Below are 16036 nucleotides of genomic sequence, written 5' to 3' on the forward strand. Positions count from 1 at the left end.
TTTTCGATTTTCCGCGTGCCCGGTTGATTTCATACTCCTGTCGCCAACAACGCAAGGGAGCAGACATGGATAGCATTGCCCAAGCCGAGATCATTGCCGTTGCCATCATCACCGGCCTGGCCGTCATCAGTCCTGGCCCCGATTTCGCCATGGTCACCCGGGTGGCGCTGGTACGGGGTAGGCGTGCCGGAGTGTGGTGCGCGATTGGCATCGGCTGCGGCGTTTCGGTTCACCTGGCCTATACCCTGTTTGGGTTGGGCGTGGTGTTCGCCAGTCAGGCCTGGATATTGTCGCTGCTGCGCTACTTGGGGGCCGCTTACCTGATCTGGCTAGGACTGTCGGCGTTCTGGCCCGACATCCGGGCTCGGCTCCCGGGGAACGTCAGCGAACGTCCGCCAGGTGACGAAGGGCGCCCGGCGATGGGACGATCCGCTCGAGGGTCGGTGTTCTGGATGGGCTTTGCCTGCAATGCCCTCAATCCCAAGACCATGCTGTTCATCGTTTCGCTGTTCAGCCAGGTGGTATCGCCCCGCACGCCGCTCGATGTCGAGCTGGGTTACGGCCTCTATGTCATTGCCTGTCATATGACATGGTTTGCCGTAGTGGCGGCCGTGCTCACCCTGCCGGCTCTCCAGGCACGCATACGCGGCATCACCGCCTGGATCGAGCGAATCGTGGGTCTCTGCCTGTCGGGATTGGGGATCAAGCTGCTGGCCAGCGGTTGAGCCGCGGCGAGCTCCAGGCAGGGGAGAACGCCCCTGGCTAGCATCGGCCAGAACGGGGATACTGTGGCGTTTTGCCGGGCCGGCCGCACGCCGCCTGGCCACGTCACGCCACCTCGACAGGAATTTTGCCATGGACTCAGGCCTGCCTCTCGTCCGTATCGACGCTCATTCGCCGCATGTTGCCACCCTGGCCGGCTGGACCCACGCCGAATGGGGCCACCTGAACCCCGGCCAGGATCTCGCCGCCGCCATCGCGCACTTTCGTGCCGACTGTGGCCCGGCCGGCGTGCCCTCGGTGTTTGCCGTCATGGACGATGAGCGGCCGGTGGGCATGGCTAGCCTGGTGGTCGATGACATGAGCGACCGCCGCGAGCTGACGCCCTGGCTGGCCTCGGTCTACGTGCTGCCCGAGTGGCGCGGCCGTGGCATCGCCTCACGGTTGGTGCGGCGGGTGGAAGAAGAGGCCTGGGCCCACGGCGTCGAGCGCTTCTATCTCTACACGCCAGACCAGCAGGCACTCTATCGGCGGCTCGGCTGGCGGGACGTCGAGGAGCGAGAATATCGCGGCGAGGCGGTGACCATCATGCGGCGCGACGTCTCGGCGCCGACTGACGCGCCGGCAGGCTGAGCCATGCACTGGCGAGCCCTGCGCTACTTCGACGTCGTGGCCCATAGCCACTCGCTGCGCGAGGCTGCCGGGCGCCTGCACATCGCGCCCACCGCGATCAGCCGCCAGATCGACCTGCTGGAGCATCAGCTCGGAGCGCCGCTGCTCGAGCGCGGGCCCGGCGGCATTCGCCTCACCGCCGCGGGAGAGTTGCTGGCCGTGCAGGCCCGGCGCACCCTGCGCGATCTCGAGCGGGTGCAGGAGCATATCGCCGACCTCAAGGGGCTGCGGACCGGTCGGGTCAGCCTGCGAGTGGCCGAGGGGGTGGTCGCCGGCCTGCTGGCGCCGACGCTGGCCGAATTGAGCGAGCGCCATCCACGGCTGTGCTTCGATATCCAGATCGCCAGCGCCGGCGAGATCGTCGAGGCCTTGCGCCGCGGTGACGCCGACATCGGCCTGACCTTCTTCATGCCGCGCCACGATGACATCCAGCCGTTTGCCAGCGGCAGTCTCGAGCACCACGCGGTGATGTCTTCGAGCCATCCTCTAGCCGGGGCGGGCGAGCTGCGCCTGGCACAGCTCGCCGAGTATCCCCTGGCGCTGCCCGCCGAGCATTACGGGGCGCGCCAGGCGCTGGACGAGGCGGCTCGTCACCGAGGCGTGACCCTGACGCCGACCTTCCATGCCGCCTCCCTGGAGACCCAGAAGGCCCTGGCCATGGCCGGCGCCGCGCTGCTGATTCTGCCGCCCATGGCGGTGGCCCGGGAGTGCCGCGACGGCCAACTCGCCAGCGTGCCGCTGGCGCCTGGCGAGCTGCCGCGCACCCGGCTCGATCTTTGCCTGCACCGGCATCGTCAGCGGAGCTTCGCTACCGAGGCCTGTCTGGGGCTGCTGGCATCGGCGCTACAGGGGATGGGAGAACGAGACTGACCGGCCGCGGTGGCAACCAGCAGCGGAAGGGAACGGCGGCAATGGGCAATGGAGGAGGGTGGATAATGCGTGCACACAAAAAGTGGACGCCCTGGCATCGTAATTGTAATAGCGAGAGACACCGGGCGGCGCCAAGCTGAAGGCACCAATAACAAGACAGGGAAGCGTTCATGACAGATCTCCACTTGATGACGGCCACCCAGCTGCTGGCGGCCTATCGCCGGAAGATGCTCTCGCCGCTGGATGTCGCCGAGGCCCTGGTCCAGCACATCGATCGCTGGGAGCCGCATCTCAACGCGCTTTACGGTTTCCGGGCGGATGCCTTCCTGGCGGCGGCCCAGGCCTCGAGCGACCGTTGGGCACGGGCTGCGCCGCGTGGCCCGCTTGACGGCGTGCCCGTCACCCTCAAGGAGTTGATTGCCACCCGTGGCCTGCCGGTGCCGAGCGGCACAGGCCTCGGTGAGCTGGCCCCGGCCAGCGAAGATGCCCCGCCGGCGGCGCGCCTGGCCGAGGATGACGCCCTGCTGCTGGCCAAGACCACCTGTCCCGATTTCGGCATGCTCTCCTCGGGGCTGTCCTCCTTTCACGGCCTGACCCGAAATCCCTGGCGCCTCGAGTGCAACACCGGTGGCTCCAGCTCCGGGGCGGGGGCGGCCGCCGCGGCCGGCTACGGGCCACTGCACGTGGGCACCGACATCGGCGGTTCGGTGCGCCTACCGGCCGCCTGGTGCGGCGTGGTGGGCTTCAAGCCGACCCAGGGGCGGATTCCCATCGATCCCTATTACGTGGGGCGCTGCGCCGGCCCCATGACGCGTAGCGTCGACGATGCCGCCCTGATGATGACGGCCCTGGCACGCACCGACCGCCGCGACGCCACGCGCTTGCCGCCGGAGACGATCGACTGGACGAATCTCGAGCTCGACGTGGCCGGCCTGCGCATCGGCGTGATGATGGACGCCGGCTGCGGTCTGCCGCTGGACGACGAGATCGCTTGCGCCGTGGAAGCTGCCGCCGCCCGGCTCGAGGCCGCCGGGGCCGCCCTGGTGCCGCTGGCGCCGGTGCTGACCCGCGAGATGCTCGACGGCCTGGATCGCTTCTGGCGAGTGCGCCAGTGGAGCGCCCTGGCAGCGCTTGCGCCCGAGCAGCGCGAACGGGTTCTGCCGGCGATCCTCGCCTGGGCCGACGACGGCGGGCGGATCGACGGCGTCGAAGCGGTGCACGGCTTCGAGCAGACCCTGGCCATGCGCCGCGCCACCGAGGCGGTGTTCGACGACGTCGACGCGGTGATCTCTCCCACCACCCCCAACGTGACCTTTCCCGCCGACTGGCCGTCGCCGACCAACGACCCGCGCCGGCCCTTCGAGCACATCGTCTATACCGTGCCATGGAACATGGGGGAGCAGCCGGCGCTGTCGCTCAACGCCGGTTTCTCGCGCGAAGGGATGCCGCTCGGCGTGCAACTGATCGGCCCGCGCTTCGCCGACCACCTGGTGCTCAAGCTGGGCAAGTCGCTGGAGACGCACCTGGCGCTCGCGCCGCGTTGGCCGTCGCCGCCCTCATCGCAGTAAGGTCCGAATCCAGCGTTCAGGCATTCATATCGTCACCGTGGGAGAAATCTCGCCATGTCCCGTTTCGTCGTACTGCCCACCAGCCGCGCCGGCTGGGGGCTATTGATCGCCTTCGTCGCCGTGATCGCGGCGGGTATCTGGCCGGTGATCGGCTGGGTGAATCGCGCCGTACTGGTGCTGGGCCTGCCGCTGCTGGTGGTGTGGAGCTATGTGGTCATCTTCGCCTGCTTCGCCGTGATGCTGATCGCCAACCGCGTGCTCGATCGCCAGGAGGGCAAGCATGACTAGCCCTTGGCCGCTTCTCATCACCCTGGCCTATGTGGCCATTGCCATGGTCATCGGCCTGCGCGCCCGGGGCGGGCGGCGCATGAACAGCCTCGAGGAGTGGGGCGTGGCCGGACGCAGCATGGGTCCGGTGACGCTCTACCTGCTGATCGCCGCCGGCAGCGTCAGCGCCTACACCTTCATGGGCGCACCGGGCTGGGCCTATGCCAAGGGCGTGCCGGTATTCTATGTGGCCGTCTACCTGGCCTACCTGGCGCTGGTGGCCTGGTACGTTGGCCCCAAGGTGTGGCAGTTCGGCGAGCGCTTCGGCCATGTCACCCAGGCCAGCGCCATCGCCGACCGCTACCAGAGTCCGCTGCTGGGCGCCCTGGCCTCGCTGGTGATGTCGATCGGCTCGATCGCCTATGCGGTGCTGCAGACCATTGGCTCCGCCTACATCCTCAACGTGATGAGCGGCGGGGCGATTCCGGTGTGGCTGGGCGTGCCGCTGGTGCTGGCCTGCATCGCCGTCTATCTGTTCGTCAGCGGCCAGCGGGCCATCGGCCGCACCAACGCCTTCCAGGGCGTGCTGATGCTGGTGGTGGCCTGGGCGGTGGGGCTATGGGCACTGCATGGCGCCACCGGCGGGCTCGATGTCGGCACACTGTTCGCGCGGCTGCAGGCCGAGCACGGTGAGTTCCTGACTCTGCCCGGGGCCAGTGGTGACATGAGCTTCAGCTTCTGGACCACCTCGGTCATCGTCTCGATGTTTTCCTTCATGCCGCCCGTGTGGACTCAGTGGATGAGCGCTTCCTCGGCGCGCACCATTCGCCGCAGCGCCACCTGGCTGCCGACCTACTATGTGGTCATCCTGCCGATGGTGGTGGTGGGCTTCATTGGCATCTTCGCGCTGCCTGACCTGGCCCGCACCGACACCGTGGTGCTGGAGTACGCCATGCAGTTCCTGCCGGTATGGCTGGTGGGGCTGCTGGGGGCCGGCACGCTGGCGGCATCGATGTCTTCCAGCGAACCGTTCATCCACTCGGTGGCGCTGTCCTGGAGCAAGGACGTGGTTCAGCCGCTGCTGGGCCTGTCCGAGGCGTGTACCGGCAAGCTGGCGCGCTGGATGATCATGCCGCTGATGGCGCTGGTGATCGCCCCGCTGGCGATCGCCGAGCCGGGCAGTCTGGTGATGATCCTGCTGGTGGGGCTGGGCTTCGCCACCCAGGTGCTGCCGGCCTTCATCGGCATGTTCCTGTGGCCGCGCGCCTCCAGGCTTGGCGTGATGGCCGGCATCGTCAGCGGTTTCGTGGTGACCACGGCCTTTACTACCGTGTGGAAGCATCCGCTGGGCATTCACGCCGGCTTCTGGGGACTGATGCTCAACTTGCCGGTGTTCGTGGCGGTGTCACTGGCCACCAGGCCGGCGCCGCACGAGGTGGTAGAGCGCTTTTTCCGCATTGCCGCACCCCATGGCCTGACTCGGCTGGGCGGCGCGGAGAAGGGGCGTGCCGTCGAAGCCAGCGTTCTCGGCCGCGAGTAACCCTGCGGCCGTGGACGGGGCCGAGGGCAATCGACGCCCGGCCCCGCGCACTCACTCGAGCTTCGCCCGCTGCTGAAGCCCCTGGCAAGGCTGATGTTCGCCGCCACCATCCGCCCCGAGACCCTCATCCCGGTGTCGCTGGTCATCGTGGGCGAGGAGGATCGCTCGCTGCCGGTGCCGTTCTCGCAGCGAATTCACGAGCGGCTGCCGGGCTCGAGCCTCGAGATAATTCCCGGCGCCGGCCGTCTCTCGATCTCATCGAGCCAAATGGCGCGTGACGGGCTAGATTATAGTCTCGAGTGAAGGCTGCGATGTGGCCTGAAAAGTAAGAGCAATCAGGATGTTGTTCTGCTCGCTGCGAGGGTGGCCGTCATGCTCGAGAGTGTGTTTGCCCAGATCGGGATGGTTCTCGGCCTCGCCGTGCTGGGAGGGGTACTCGCCCAGTGGCTGCGCCAGCCGCTGATTGTCGCCTTCATCGGGGTGGGCATCCTGCTCGGGCCATCGGGGCTGGGCCTGGTGGAGCAGCGCACCGAGATCGAGCTGTTCGCTCGGTTGGGCATCGCCCTGCTGCTGTTCGTGGTAGGGCTGAAGCTCGACCTGCATATCATCCGGAGCGTGGGGCCGGTGGCGCTCGCCTCCGGTCTGGGGCAGGTGGTGTTTACCTCGGCAGTGGGCTATCTCATCGCCCTGGGGCTTGGGATGTCACCGGTGACCGCCCTCTACGTGGCCGTGGCCCTGACTTTTTCCAGCACCATCATCATCGTCAAGCTGCTGTCCGACAAGCGGGAGGTGGATTCCCTGCACGGTCGCATCGCGGTCGGTTTCCTGATCGTGCAGGACATCGTGGTGGTACTGGTGATGATCGGCCTGACCGCCTACGGCCAGGCCGGCGGCGACGCTAGCATGGGGTGGGAAGCCCTGAAGGTCCTGCTGACGGGCGCGTCCATGCTGGTGGGGCTGGCCTTGCTGATGCGCTACGTACTGCCGGGGCTGTTGCATCGTCTGGCTCATTCCTCGGAACTGCTGATGCTGTTCGCCATCGCCTGGGCCGTCATCGGCGCCGTGGCCGGTGAATTCCTTGGGTTCAGCAAGGAGGTGGGAGCCTTCCTGGCCGGGGTGTCCATCGCCTCGACTCCCTATCGCGAACAGGTGGCCTCCCGCCTGGTGAGCCTGCGCGATTTCCTGCTGCTGTTCTTCTTCATCGAGCTGGGGGCGACCCTGAACCTCGGCACCCTGGGGGCCCAGCTCGGTGCCTCGGCAATCCTGTCGCTCTTCGTGCTGATCGGCAATCCGCTGATCGTCATGGCCATCATGGGCTATATGGGCTATCGCAAGCGGACCGGCTTTCTCGCCGGGCTCACGGTGGCCCAGATCAGCGAGTTTTCCCTGATCCTGGCGGCCATGGGGCTGACCCTGGGGCACCTGCAACAGGAGACGGTGGGGCTGATCACCCTGGTCGGCATGATCACCATCAGCGTGTCCACCTACATGATCCTTTACTCCCATGCCCTCTATGAGCGCCTGGCGCCGCGGCTGTCGATCTTCGAGCGCGAGGTGCCGCACCGGGAACTCGACAGCCTGGACGAGGCCAACAATGAGGTGGACGTGCTGCTGATCGGGCTGGGGCGCTACGGGGCGGCACTCGCGGCGGATCTCCGGGCGCGGGGTTGCCGCCTGCTGGCGGTGGATTTCGATCCCACCACCGTCCAGCAGCATGTACGCGACCGCTACCGGGTCTGCTACGGGGATGCGGAGGATCCGGAGTTCCTGGCGACCCTGCCGCTGAACCGGGCGCGCTGGGTCGTCAGCACCCTCCGGGATCCCGCCGTCAACCGCATGCTGTTGCACGGACTGCGCCAGCAGGAGTTCACGGGCAAGGTGGCCATCGCCGTCTCCCATCGTCGGGAGGCGCGACGCTTCGAGCGAGACGGCGTGGACCTGGTGCTGGTGCCCTATGCTGATGCGGCAAGGGAAGCGGCCATCCGCGTGATGGCCTCCCAATCGTCGGTCGAACCTCGGGAAGGGGAGAGCGCATGAATCGTTTCCGGAACATCCTCTATGTCGTCGAGCCCTCGGCGCCCCGGGAGGCGGGGCTCGCCCGGGCGGTCTCCCTGGCCGAGAACAACCAGGCGACGCTGACCCTCATCGATGTCGTCCCCGAGGAGATGCTGGATCTCTCGCTCGTATCGCCGGGGTCCTCATCCGTCGAGGCCAGGCATCGGGTGATGGCCGAGCGCCGGGCCTGGATCGAATCGCTGCTCGTACCCCATGCCGACCGGCTCGCCTGCCATATCGAGGTGCTGACCGGTATCCGCTTCATCGAGGTCATCCGGGCCGTGCTCAGGGCCGAGCATGATCTGGTGATCAAGACGGCGGAGAACCCGGAGTGGAGCCGGCTGCTGTTCGGCAGCGACGACATGCACCTGATGCGCAAGTGTCCCTGCCCGGTCTGGCTGATGAAGCCGGAGGAAAAGCCCGACTACCGGCGTATCGTCGCGGCCGTCGATGTCGACGTCCACCATGACATGCCCGGCGAACAGGCGCTCAACGACGGTATCCTGGATATCGCCAGTTCCCTGGCCCTGTCCGACTTCGCCGAACTGCACCTGGTGCATGCCTGGGATGCGCCGGAGGCCGGTTTCGTGGGCCTCTGGGCGAATGATCCCGATCGGATGGAGCGACACATCGTCGAGATGGAAGCGTCCCATCACAAGATCGGCATGGACAGGCTGACCCATCGGCTCCGCGCGCGTATCGGCGAAGAAGCCTACGACTACCTCTCGCCCCGGGTCCACCTGCCCATGGGATCGGCGAAGAAGCAGATTCCTGAGTTGGTCGGAAAGCTGAAGGCGGACCTGGTGGTGATGGGTACGGTGGCGAGGACCGGGATCCCCGGCTTCATCATCGGCAACACGGCCGAGGCGGTGCTCCACCAGTTGCAGTGTTCGGTGCTGGCGTTGAAGCCGCCGGGGTTCGTCTCCCCGGTCACCCTGGCGTGACTCGGCCCGAGCGACGTTGATCCCCGTCCGTCTGGCTGTGACGAGATATCCTCTCTTCTAACCGGTCACAAACGTCGTATCAGGCGGTTTGTGGCCGGTATTCGGTTGGTGTCTTGAGGATCCTGAAAACGATGTGAATCAGCTTGCGCATCGCCGCCCCCAAGAGGCACTTTTTCAGATATTGCCTAATCAATTCGACGTTCTCTCTCGGCATCGAGTAGGGCACGCTTGCGCTCCAGTCCCCAGCGGTATCCGCCAAGACTTCCGTCTCCTCTCAAGACGCGATGGCAGGGGATCAGCACGCCGATACGGTTTTTCGCACAGGCTGAGGCGACGGCCCGCACGGCGTTGGGCCGATCGATTTTCGCGGCCACCTCACCATAGCTGAGTACGTCGCCTTCTCGGATGCTCAGCAGGAACTGCCAGACCTTCATTTGAAACGCCGTACCTCGCATATTGAGGGGCAACTCAGGCCTGGGAGCTCCTTGGCTGATATGCTGATCCAGGGCGTCCATCCAGGCATCCAGTTCAGGGGCATCCTGGGCCGGGGAAACGCGCAACTCCGCATGGGGGAACTCGGCTTTCAGGGCGTTGAGCAGTGACGCTGCGTCATCACCGAATTGGACGAAACAGACTCCCTTTCCGGTCGCTGCCATGGCCATTTGACCGAGCGCAGTGGTTCGGCAGGCGTAGGCGATCATCTCGCCGACGCCACCGGCTCGGTAGGCCTTGGGCGTCATGCCGATATTACGGGACGCTTCGCCGTAGACCCGGCTCATGGAACCGAATCCAGAGGAGAAAATCGCATCGGTCACGCTGTCGCTTTCCTTCAAGGATTGCTTGAAATACCGCATGCGAACGGCATCTTGATAGCCTTTCGGCGAAATGCCAAAAGCCGCCTTGAAGGTTCTTTGTAGCCTTGAAGGAGACAGCCCGGCGATCTTGGCCAAGTCAGCCAGTGTCAGCCGTTCATCGGCATGCTGCTCGATATGACGCGCGATCTCCACCAGTCGAGCCACCCGTGGCGTGCCTTCAGTGGGCTGGCAGCGCTTGCAAGGCCTGAAGCCTGACGACATGGCGCTTTCAACCGTAGGGAAGAACCTCAGGTTCTCGGCCCTGGCCGGGCGTGTAGAGCAGGACGGTTGGCAGAATACGCCTGTCGTGACGACACCGTAGAAGAACTGCCCGTCACGGGACTCGTCCCTTGCCGCTATCGCGTCCCGCATTTCCCGTTCAGATGGCATCGACATGGCAGGACCTATCATTCGATCGTGACACCAGTGATAAAAGCGGGTTTCGCTCAACGCTTCCATCCGATTCTTGCTGAGACATTGGTAATGACGATGTCCTGGCAAGAATCGGATGTTTCGAGGTGTGATCGCCCGCTAACGTGTTCTCCACACGTATCGACGCGGGAGCGGTGATCATCATGAAACCAACGATAAACGCCTCTATGGATGCTCGTGGCTGGGCGATGCTGATCACATTGTCTGGGCTGTGGGGAGGATCCTTCTTCTTCATCGGTGTGGCCGTGGGGGACTTGCCGCCATTGACGATCGTGACGCTTAGAGTCGGGCTGGCGGCGATAGCATTGTGGGGCATCGCTCTGGCATTGGGGCTTCGCCCCCCAAGGCGTCTTGGGGTCTGGGCGGCATTCCTGGGAATGGGGTTGTTGAACAATGTCATTCCCTTCGTCCTCATCGTTTGGGGGCAAACGCAGATCGCATCTGGACTGGCATCGATTCTGAACGCGGCGACGCCCATCTTCACCGTCGTCGTCGCGGGCCTGCTGTTGCCTGACGAGCGCGCCACCCCCTTGAAGCTTACCGGTGTGATGGTGGGCTTCATCGGGGTCGTCGTGATGATCGGACTACCCGCTATCGAGGGTGACCGCCGCTTGATCGCTCAAGCAGCGGTCATTGCCGCGACCTTGTCCTATGCCTGTGCGGGGGGCTATGGCCGCAGGTTCAAGGCAATGGCGATCAATCCCATGACGACGGCGGCTGGCCAGGTCACGGCTTCAGCCCTCGTGCTGGCGCCGATCACCCTGGCCGTAGACGGCCCTCTGGATGTTTCAGAGCCCAGTCTGGGGACATGGGGAGCCATCCTTGGGCTTGCCGTTCTTTCAACTGCTATCGCCTATGTTCTCTATTTCAAGATATTGGAATCGTCAGGCGCCACCAACTTGCTGCTGGTCACCTTGCTGGTTCCCGTCTCGGCGATACTGCTCGGCTCGGTCTTCCTCGGCGAGACATTGGAGGCGGCCCATTTCATAGGCATGGCGCTGATCGCGCTGGGCTTTTCCGCCATCGACGGGCGACTTTGGCGGCGCAGGGTGCCCGGAAACGCCAAGCCGTCTTTCTGGGGGCATCGCACGTCACCGGGAAGCGGCCGGCGTTACCAGGCGATGGATAGGGTGGATAAGCGTTAGCGCATCCAGCATGACTCGGCCCGGGCAACGCCACCGAACCTTGATCCAGGTCGCGAGCCCCCAGCAACCCCTGAGGTAGATTGGAGAAAGGGACGCCGCTCGTCGTTCGGCGTCGATTTCCTACGCGCCGGCGGGAGAGTAGGCGATGAACGAGGCATTGCGGGATCAAGCGCGTTTGGCCACAGCGGACTGGCATGCCCGGCCGGCCGAGGCCGTGGCGGAGCATTGGGCCGTCGGGCCGGAGAGGGGATTGGACGAAGCAGAGGTGACTCGCCGCCGTGAGCGCCATGGCTCCAACTGCCTGCCCGAGGCCCGGCCCCGCAGTGCGCTGAAACGATTCCTGGCCCAGTTTCGCAACCTGCTGATCTACGTGCTGCTCTGCGCGGCCCTGATCACGGCCATGCTTGGCCACTGGGTCGATACGGTGGTGATCCTGGGGGTGGTGCTGGTGAACGCGGTTATCGGCTTCGTCCAGGAGGGCAAGGCGGAGGATGCCCTGCGTGCGATTCGCGCCATGCTCTCTGCCCGGGCCATGGTGTTGCGCGCCGGCCGCCAGTACACGCTCTCGGCGGAGGAACTGGTGCCCGGCGACATCGTGCTGCTGCAGGCCGGCGACCGGGTGCCGGCCGACATGCGGCTGTGGCGCGCCCGGGGCCTGCAGATCGAGGAAGCGGCGCTGACCGGCGAGTCGGTGGCCCAGGAGAAGGCCACCGACCCGGTGGCGGGCGAGGCGGTGCTCGGCGATCGCCTCGGCATGGCTTACTCCGGCACCCTGGTGACCCACGGCCAGGGCACCGGCATCGTGGTGGGGACGGGGGCGGACACCGAGATCGGCCGTATCAGCCGCCTGGTGTCGCAGGTCGAGACCCTCACCACGCCCCTGCTGCGCCAGATGGCGACCTTCTCGCGCTGGCTGACCGGCGCCGTGCTGGGGCTGGCCGCCCTGATCTTCCTGTTCGGCACCCTGTGGCGCGGCATGGCCCCTGGCGAGACCTTCATGACGGTGGTGGGCCTGGCCGTCGCGGCCATCCCCGAGGGCCTGCCGGCCATCCTTACCGTGACCCTGGCCATCGGCGTCCAGCGCCTGGCCGGCCGCCAGGCGATCATCCGCCGCCTGCCGGTGGTGGAAACGCTTGGCTCGCTCGGGGTGATCTGCTCCGACAAGACCGGCACCCTGACCCGCAACGAGATGATGGTCCGAAGCCTGGTCACGGCCGCGGGCCACTGCACGGTGGAGGGCGAGGGCTATCGCCCGCGCGGCGGCTTCCGGGAGGGCGACGTACCCCTGGACCCGGACCGGCACCCCGGGCTGACGCGGCTGCTGCGGGCGGGCCTGCTGTGCAACGACGCCACCCTGGAAGGCTCGGACGGCGACTGGCAGGTACACGGCGACCCCATGGAGGGGGCGCTGATCGCCGCTGCCCTGAAGGGCGGCCTGGAGACCGACGACGAGCGCGCCGCTAACCCGCGCACCGACCTCATCCCCTTCGATGCCGAGCACAAGTTCATGGCCACCCTGCACCACGACCACCGGGGTGAGGCCTTCGTCTACGTCAAGGGCGCGCCGGAGGCGGTGCTGGGCGCCTGCCGGGCCGTGTGGGGCGAGCAGGGCGAGGAGACGTTGGACCCCGAGGCCTGGGAGCGACACATCGAGGCGCTGGCGGCGGGCGGCCAGCGCGTGCTGGCGGTGGCCTGCAAGGCCATGCCGTCCCATGCCCAGGAAGTGGACTTCGCCGATGTGGCATCCGGCCTGGTGCTGCTTGGCCTGGTCGGCCTGATCGATCCGCCCCGGGAAGAGGCCATCCGCGCCGTTGCCGACTGTCGCGAGGCGGGGATACGGGTCAAGATGATCACCGGGGACCATGCCGGCACCGCCCGAGCCATCGCGGCCCAGCTCGACCTGGCCAACGCCGACGAGGTGATCACCGGGCAGCAACTGGAACACATGGACGACGAAGCACTGGCTCGGCGGGTCGGGGACGTGGACGTCTACGCCCGAGTCAGCCCCGAGCACAAGCTGCGCCTGGTCACCCTCCTGCAGGCTCAGGGCGACATCGTCGCCATGACCGGCGACGGCGTGAACGATGCTCCGGCCCTGAAGCGGGCCGATGTGGGCATCGCCATGGGCAAGAAGGGCACCGAGGCGGCCAAGGAGGCCTCGGAGATGGTCATCGCTGACGACAACTTCGCTTCCATCGTCCGCGCGGTGGAGCAGGGGCGCACCGTCTACGACAACCTGAAGAAAGCGATCGTCTTCCTGCTGCCCATCAACGGTGGGGAGGCCATGAGCATCCTGGTAGCGGTGCTGTTCGGCCTCACACTGCCGATTACCCCGGTGCAGATCCTCTGGGTCAACATGGTCAGCTCCGTGGCGCTGGCCATGGCGCTGGCCTTCGAGGCCACCGAGCCGGATGCCATGCGTCGCCCGCCCCGGCCCGCCGACGAGGCCATGATCTCGGGATTCCTGCTGTGGCGCATTGCCCTGGTGGCACTGTTGATGGCGGCCGGCGTGTTCGGGATCTTCCGGCTGGCGCTGGCTGACGGGGCCAGTCTGGCGGAGGCGCGCACCTATGCGGTCAACACCCTGGTGGTGATGGAGATCTTCTACCTGTTCAGCGTGCGCTTCCTGCGCACGCCCTCGCTGACCTGGGAGCGTATGTTCAGCTCTCGCGCCGCCATACTCGCTGTCGCCGTGGTGGCCGCACTGCAACTGATGTTCACCTATGCGCCCTTCATGAGTGGACTCTTCGACACCCGACCGGTGGATCTCGCCCACGGCATCGAGATCGTGTTCATCGGCGTCGGCCTATTCGCCGTGCTGGAAGTGGAAAAGCTCTGGCTGCGACGCCTCGCTAGACGCTCGTGATGGAGGGGGCGCCAATAGAGTTCGCCGATGGCTCCAGCGATGGCGAGCAAACCCCGAGATCAGCGAAGCCTGCCAGAGCGACGCTTCTGCTCTTGCAGGCTGAGCACCGCCAGTGTCAGGACCGTGATGGGAAGGGCGAAGTACATCAGTCACATGCATGACAAGCAAGGCTCCCGGCAGCCGCCGTCGAGACGCCCATCGCTGCCAAGCACTGGACGAGCCCTACCGCACCATGATCGGCCATATGCATCATGGGATCGTACATGCACTGGTATCGGTTCAGCCTTCGAGACGATTTCCTCGATGTTTTCCGCGCCATTTTCGGCGATCATGGCCCTGAAGAGTCGATCTTGGACATGGTTCCTGGTGGGCAGGAAAACGACTCATGGCGAGAGAAGATACCAGTATGCTTCCCGCATTGACGATTTCGACACGGAGGTGGGCCATGATTTCCCGTAGAGTAGTGATGCCGCTGACGCTGAGCATGGCGCTGATGATGCCTGCCTTGGCGAGCGCCAATGAGGCCAGTGGCGTGCCGGCCGCGCCCGAGGAGGGAGGGCCGCGCAACTGGCAGGTGAAGGAGGTCACCGGTGGACTGAACCTGCGTGAGGCGCCCTCATTGTCGGCGGCGATCGTCGATCGCTATGCTGCCGGTACCCTGCTCGATAACCTGGGCTGCCAGGCCGCCGAGGGGCGTACCTGGTGCGATGTCCAGCAGCTTGGCGGCGGACCCCGAGGCTATGTGGCCGCCAGTTTCCTTACGCCGGCCATATCGCCGGACGGTACGCCGGCCTCCGGCCCTGACGATTCGGCCCTGCGCGCCGGGCAAGGGGAGTTCGATGCTACCGGGAGCCTGCCGTGTTCCATGGTGGGCGGCCAGCCCACCATGCGCTGCGAATTCGGCGTGGCCCGCAGCGGTGGGGGATATGCCACTGTCGTCATCGATAAGCCCGACGGCATGAGTCGATCGGTGTACTTTCGCATGGGCCGGGCGATCGGTGCCGGCACCAGCGAGGCCGACCCCGGCGAGTTTCGTGCCGAGCGTATCGACGACCTGACCGTCATACACGTTGGTGAGGAGCGCTACGAGATTCCCGACGCCGTGGTGCTGGGCGGCTGATTTGCCATGCAATGGCTGGTTTCGATTTTCGTCGGCTGCCCGCTCGCCATCCTGGCAGTTGCTTTGGCGTTTCTTGCGGGTTACCTGGCACTGCGGGGGCATCCACGTCCGCTGCTGGTGGCAGCCGGCGCCTGGGGCCTGTATGCCAAAGACCCCGAGGCCAATATTCGTGTCGATCTGATGCTGCTTTGGCCCATCCTGGCTCTGCTCACCCTGTGGGCGCTGTATCGAGCGCTGCTAGCGCGCCGATACTGATGATCCGCAGAGACGTGAGTGTACTGTGCTGAGGATAGGCGAGGGCACACGGTGTACAAGCGGGGTGGCCTGGACTTGCGTCCTGCAGATCGAGCCGCGATTTTTATCGTGCCGTATGATATCAAGGTGCAGTGGCAAATGGATGTGAGAGAGAGCCGCCTGGAAAGCGCTGGTACGCCCATCCCTTTTCGGTTTCGCGCTCGGGCCACTGTTCCGATAGAAGGAAAGAGACGTGCACCATTTGGCCGCCCAATGGATTGTAGGGTTACTGAGCGACAGACGTATCCCGTTTCAGGTCTGCGGCGGGCTCGCAGCCAAGGGATATGGCGCCGAGCGTGATCTGAATGACATCGACCTTTTCGTTCCCGGCGAATATTTTGCCACGGTAGTACGATGTGGCCGGGAGTACGTCTCCAAGGCGGCCGCTCATCGTCAGGAGGAAGGTTGGGACCTCACCTACGTACAGTTCAAGTATAAAGGCATCAAGGTTGAGGTCGGTAACGCTGACGGTGCATGGATTTTCGATGCTGGTGCCGAGACATGGGTTCCGCTAAACATCGATTTTTCTCGCAGCAGGATCGTGTCTGTGATGGGGATTGAACTTCCCTTGATGACCAGGGAAGACCTCGTTCGATATAAATCGCTGCTCTCCCGAGCGGTGGACCTTGAGGATATTCGTGCCATCAGTGAAAGCATGTAACCACGTCTGGCACCGGTAGAAGAGACCT

General features: G+C 65.5%; 15 protein-coding genes. 14 read left to right on the forward strand and 1 reads right to left on the reverse strand.

The annotated features are described in order from the left end of the window. Positions 1 to 65 precede the first annotated feature (65 nt). The 9 genes from ACGTN6_RS16800 (at position 66) to ACGTN6_RS16840 (ending at position 8636) form a co-directional block, all read left to right on the forward strand. Positions 66 to 725 carry a LysE family translocator gene (locus tag ACGTN6_RS16800; protein WP_394593771.1) on the forward strand — a complete coding sequence of 220 codons (660 nt, stop codon included), beginning with the start codon at positions 66 to 68 and terminating at the stop codon, positions 723 to 725. Positions 726 to 855: 130 nt separating this feature from the next. Beyond that, positions 856 to 1353: a GNAT family N-acetyltransferase gene (locus tag ACGTN6_RS16805; RefSeq protein WP_394593773.1), complete on the forward strand. Its 498-nt coding sequence runs from the start codon at positions 856 to 858 to the stop codon at positions 1351 to 1353. Positions 1354 to 1356: 3 nt separating this feature from the next. Next, complete coding sequence (locus tag ACGTN6_RS16810; RefSeq protein WP_394593775.1) at positions 1357 to 2262, forward strand: LysR family transcriptional regulator; 906 nt, start codon at positions 1357 to 1359, stop codon at positions 2260 to 2262. Positions 2263 to 2432: 170 nt separating this feature from the next. Then, the gene (locus ACGTN6_RS16815) at positions 2433 to 3830 is read left to right on the forward strand and encodes an amidase (RefSeq protein WP_394593777.1); all 1398 of its coding nucleotides are present in this window, start codon (positions 2433 to 2435) and stop codon (positions 3828 to 3830) included. 54 nt (positions 3831 to 3884) lie between these two features. Further along, entirely contained in the window at positions 3885 to 4118 is a 234-nt protein-coding gene (locus ACGTN6_RS16820; protein WP_394593779.1) for a hypothetical protein, read from the forward strand. Beyond that, positions 4111 to 5637, forward strand: a complete 1527-nt coding sequence (locus ACGTN6_RS16825; RefSeq protein ID WP_394593781.1) for a sodium:solute symporter family protein — start codon at positions 4111 to 4113, stop codon at positions 5635 to 5637. The genes ACGTN6_RS16820 and ACGTN6_RS16825 overlap by 8 nt, the downstream gene beginning before the upstream one ends. Before the next feature lie 93 nt (positions 5638 to 5730). Continuing rightward, positions 5731 to 5940, forward strand: a complete 210-nt coding sequence (locus ACGTN6_RS16830; RefSeq protein WP_394593783.1) for an alpha/beta fold hydrolase — start codon at positions 5731 to 5733, stop codon at positions 5938 to 5940. A gap of 69 nt (positions 5941 to 6009) precedes the next feature. Next, positions 6010 to 7674: a cation:proton antiporter gene (locus ACGTN6_RS16835; protein ID WP_394593785.1), complete on the forward strand. Its 1665-nt coding sequence runs from the start codon at positions 6010 to 6012 to the stop codon at positions 7672 to 7674. Further along, positions 7671 to 8636 (forward strand): universal stress protein, encoded by a 966-nt coding sequence (locus ACGTN6_RS16840; RefSeq protein WP_394593787.1) that lies wholly within the window; start codon positions 7671 to 7673, stop codon positions 8634 to 8636. The genes ACGTN6_RS16835 and ACGTN6_RS16840 overlap by 4 nt, the downstream gene beginning before the upstream one ends. 185 nt (positions 8637 to 8821) lie before the next feature. On the opposite strand, the gene ada is transcribed toward ACGTN6_RS16840, so the two are convergent. After that, the gene (gene ada / locus ACGTN6_RS16845) at positions 8822 to 9940 is read right to left on the reverse strand and encodes a bifunctional DNA-binding transcriptional regulator/O6-methylguanine-DNA methyltransferase Ada (protein WP_394593790.1); all 1119 of its coding nucleotides are present in this window, start codon (positions 9938 to 9940) and stop codon (positions 8822 to 8824) included. 125 nt (positions 9941 to 10065) lie between these two features. On the opposite strand from ada, the gene ACGTN6_RS16850 reads away from it, so the two are divergent. The 5 genes from ACGTN6_RS16850 (at position 10066) to ACGTN6_RS16870 (ending at position 16008) form a co-directional block, all read left to right on the forward strand. Further along, positions 10066 to 11067 carry a DMT family transporter gene (locus ACGTN6_RS16850; RefSeq protein ID WP_394593792.1) on the forward strand — a complete coding sequence of 334 codons (1002 nt, stop codon included), beginning with the start codon at positions 10066 to 10068 and terminating at the stop codon, positions 11065 to 11067. Between the two features lie 145 nt (positions 11068 to 11212). Continuing rightward, on the forward strand, positions 11213 to 13933 hold the full coding sequence (locus ACGTN6_RS16855) for a cation-transporting P-type ATPase (protein ID WP_394593794.1): 2721 nt from the start codon (positions 11213 to 11215) through the stop codon (positions 13931 to 13933). A gap of 445 nt (positions 13934 to 14378) precedes the next feature. Further along, positions 14379 to 15053 (forward strand): SH3 domain-containing protein, encoded by a 675-nt coding sequence (locus ACGTN6_RS16860; protein ID WP_394593796.1) that lies wholly within the window; start codon positions 14379 to 14381, stop codon positions 15051 to 15053. Positions 15054 to 15059: 6 nt separating this feature from the next. Beyond that, a complete protein-coding gene (locus ACGTN6_RS16865; RefSeq protein ID WP_394593798.1) occupies positions 15060 to 15308 on the forward strand; it encodes a hypothetical protein in 249 nt (82 codons plus the stop codon). 232 nt (positions 15309 to 15540) lie between these two features. After that, positions 15541 to 16008 carry a hypothetical protein gene (locus tag ACGTN6_RS16870; protein WP_394593800.1) on the forward strand — a complete coding sequence of 156 codons (468 nt, stop codon included), beginning with the start codon at positions 15541 to 15543 and terminating at the stop codon, positions 16006 to 16008. The last annotated feature ends 28 nt before the right edge of the window (positions 16009 to 16036 follow it).

The organism is Halomonas sp. B23F22_20 (genome assembly GCF_043496985.1).
GTDB lineage: Bacteria > Pseudomonadota > Gammaproteobacteria > Pseudomonadales > Halomonadaceae > Halomonas.

Bases quoted from the DNA above. Each gene is read 5' to 3' on its own strand.
- ACGTN6_RS16865 (WP_394593798.1), top strand. From the start codon at position 15,060: ATGCAATGGCTGGTTTCGATTTTCGTCGGCTGCCCGCTCGCCATCCTG.
- ACGTN6_RS16835 (WP_394593785.1), top strand. From the start codon at position 6,010: ATGCTCGAGAGTGTGTTTGCCCAGATCGGGATGGTTCTCGGCCTCGCC.
- ACGTN6_RS16820 (WP_394593779.1), top strand. From the start codon at position 3,885: ATGTCCCGTTTCGTCGTACTGCCCACCAGCCGCGCCGGCTGGGGGCTA.
- ACGTN6_RS16830 (WP_394593783.1), top strand. From the start codon at position 5,731: ATGTTCGCCGCCACCATCCGCCCCGAGACCCTCATCCCGGTGTCGCTG.
- ACGTN6_RS16825 (WP_394593781.1), top strand. From the start codon at position 4,111: ATGACTAGCCCTTGGCCGCTTCTCATCACCCTGGCCTATGTGGCCATT.
- ACGTN6_RS16800 (WP_394593771.1), top strand. From the start codon at position 66: ATGGATAGCATTGCCCAAGCCGAGATCATTGCCGTTGCCATCATCACC.
- ACGTN6_RS16860 (WP_394593796.1), top strand. From the start codon at position 14,379: ATGATTTCCCGTAGAGTAGTGATGCCGCTGACGCTGAGCATGGCGCTG.
- ACGTN6_RS16815 (WP_394593777.1), top strand. From the start codon at position 2,433: ATGACAGATCTCCACTTGATGACGGCCACCCAGCTGCTGGCGGCCTAT.
- ACGTN6_RS16810 (WP_394593775.1), top strand. From the start codon at position 1,357: ATGCACTGGCGAGCCCTGCGCTACTTCGACGTCGTGGCCCATAGCCAC.
- ACGTN6_RS16855 (WP_394593794.1), top strand. From the start codon at position 11,213: ATGAACGAGGCATTGCGGGATCAAGCGCGTTTGGCCACAGCGGACTGG.
- ACGTN6_RS16850 (WP_394593792.1), top strand. From the start codon at position 10,066: ATGAAACCAACGATAAACGCCTCTATGGATGCTCGTGGCTGGGCGATG.
- ACGTN6_RS16840 (WP_394593787.1), top strand. From the start codon at position 7,671: ATGAATCGTTTCCGGAACATCCTCTATGTCGTCGAGCCCTCGGCGCCC.
- ACGTN6_RS16805 (WP_394593773.1), top strand. From the start codon at position 856: ATGGACTCAGGCCTGCCTCTCGTCCGTATCGACGCTCATTCGCCGCAT.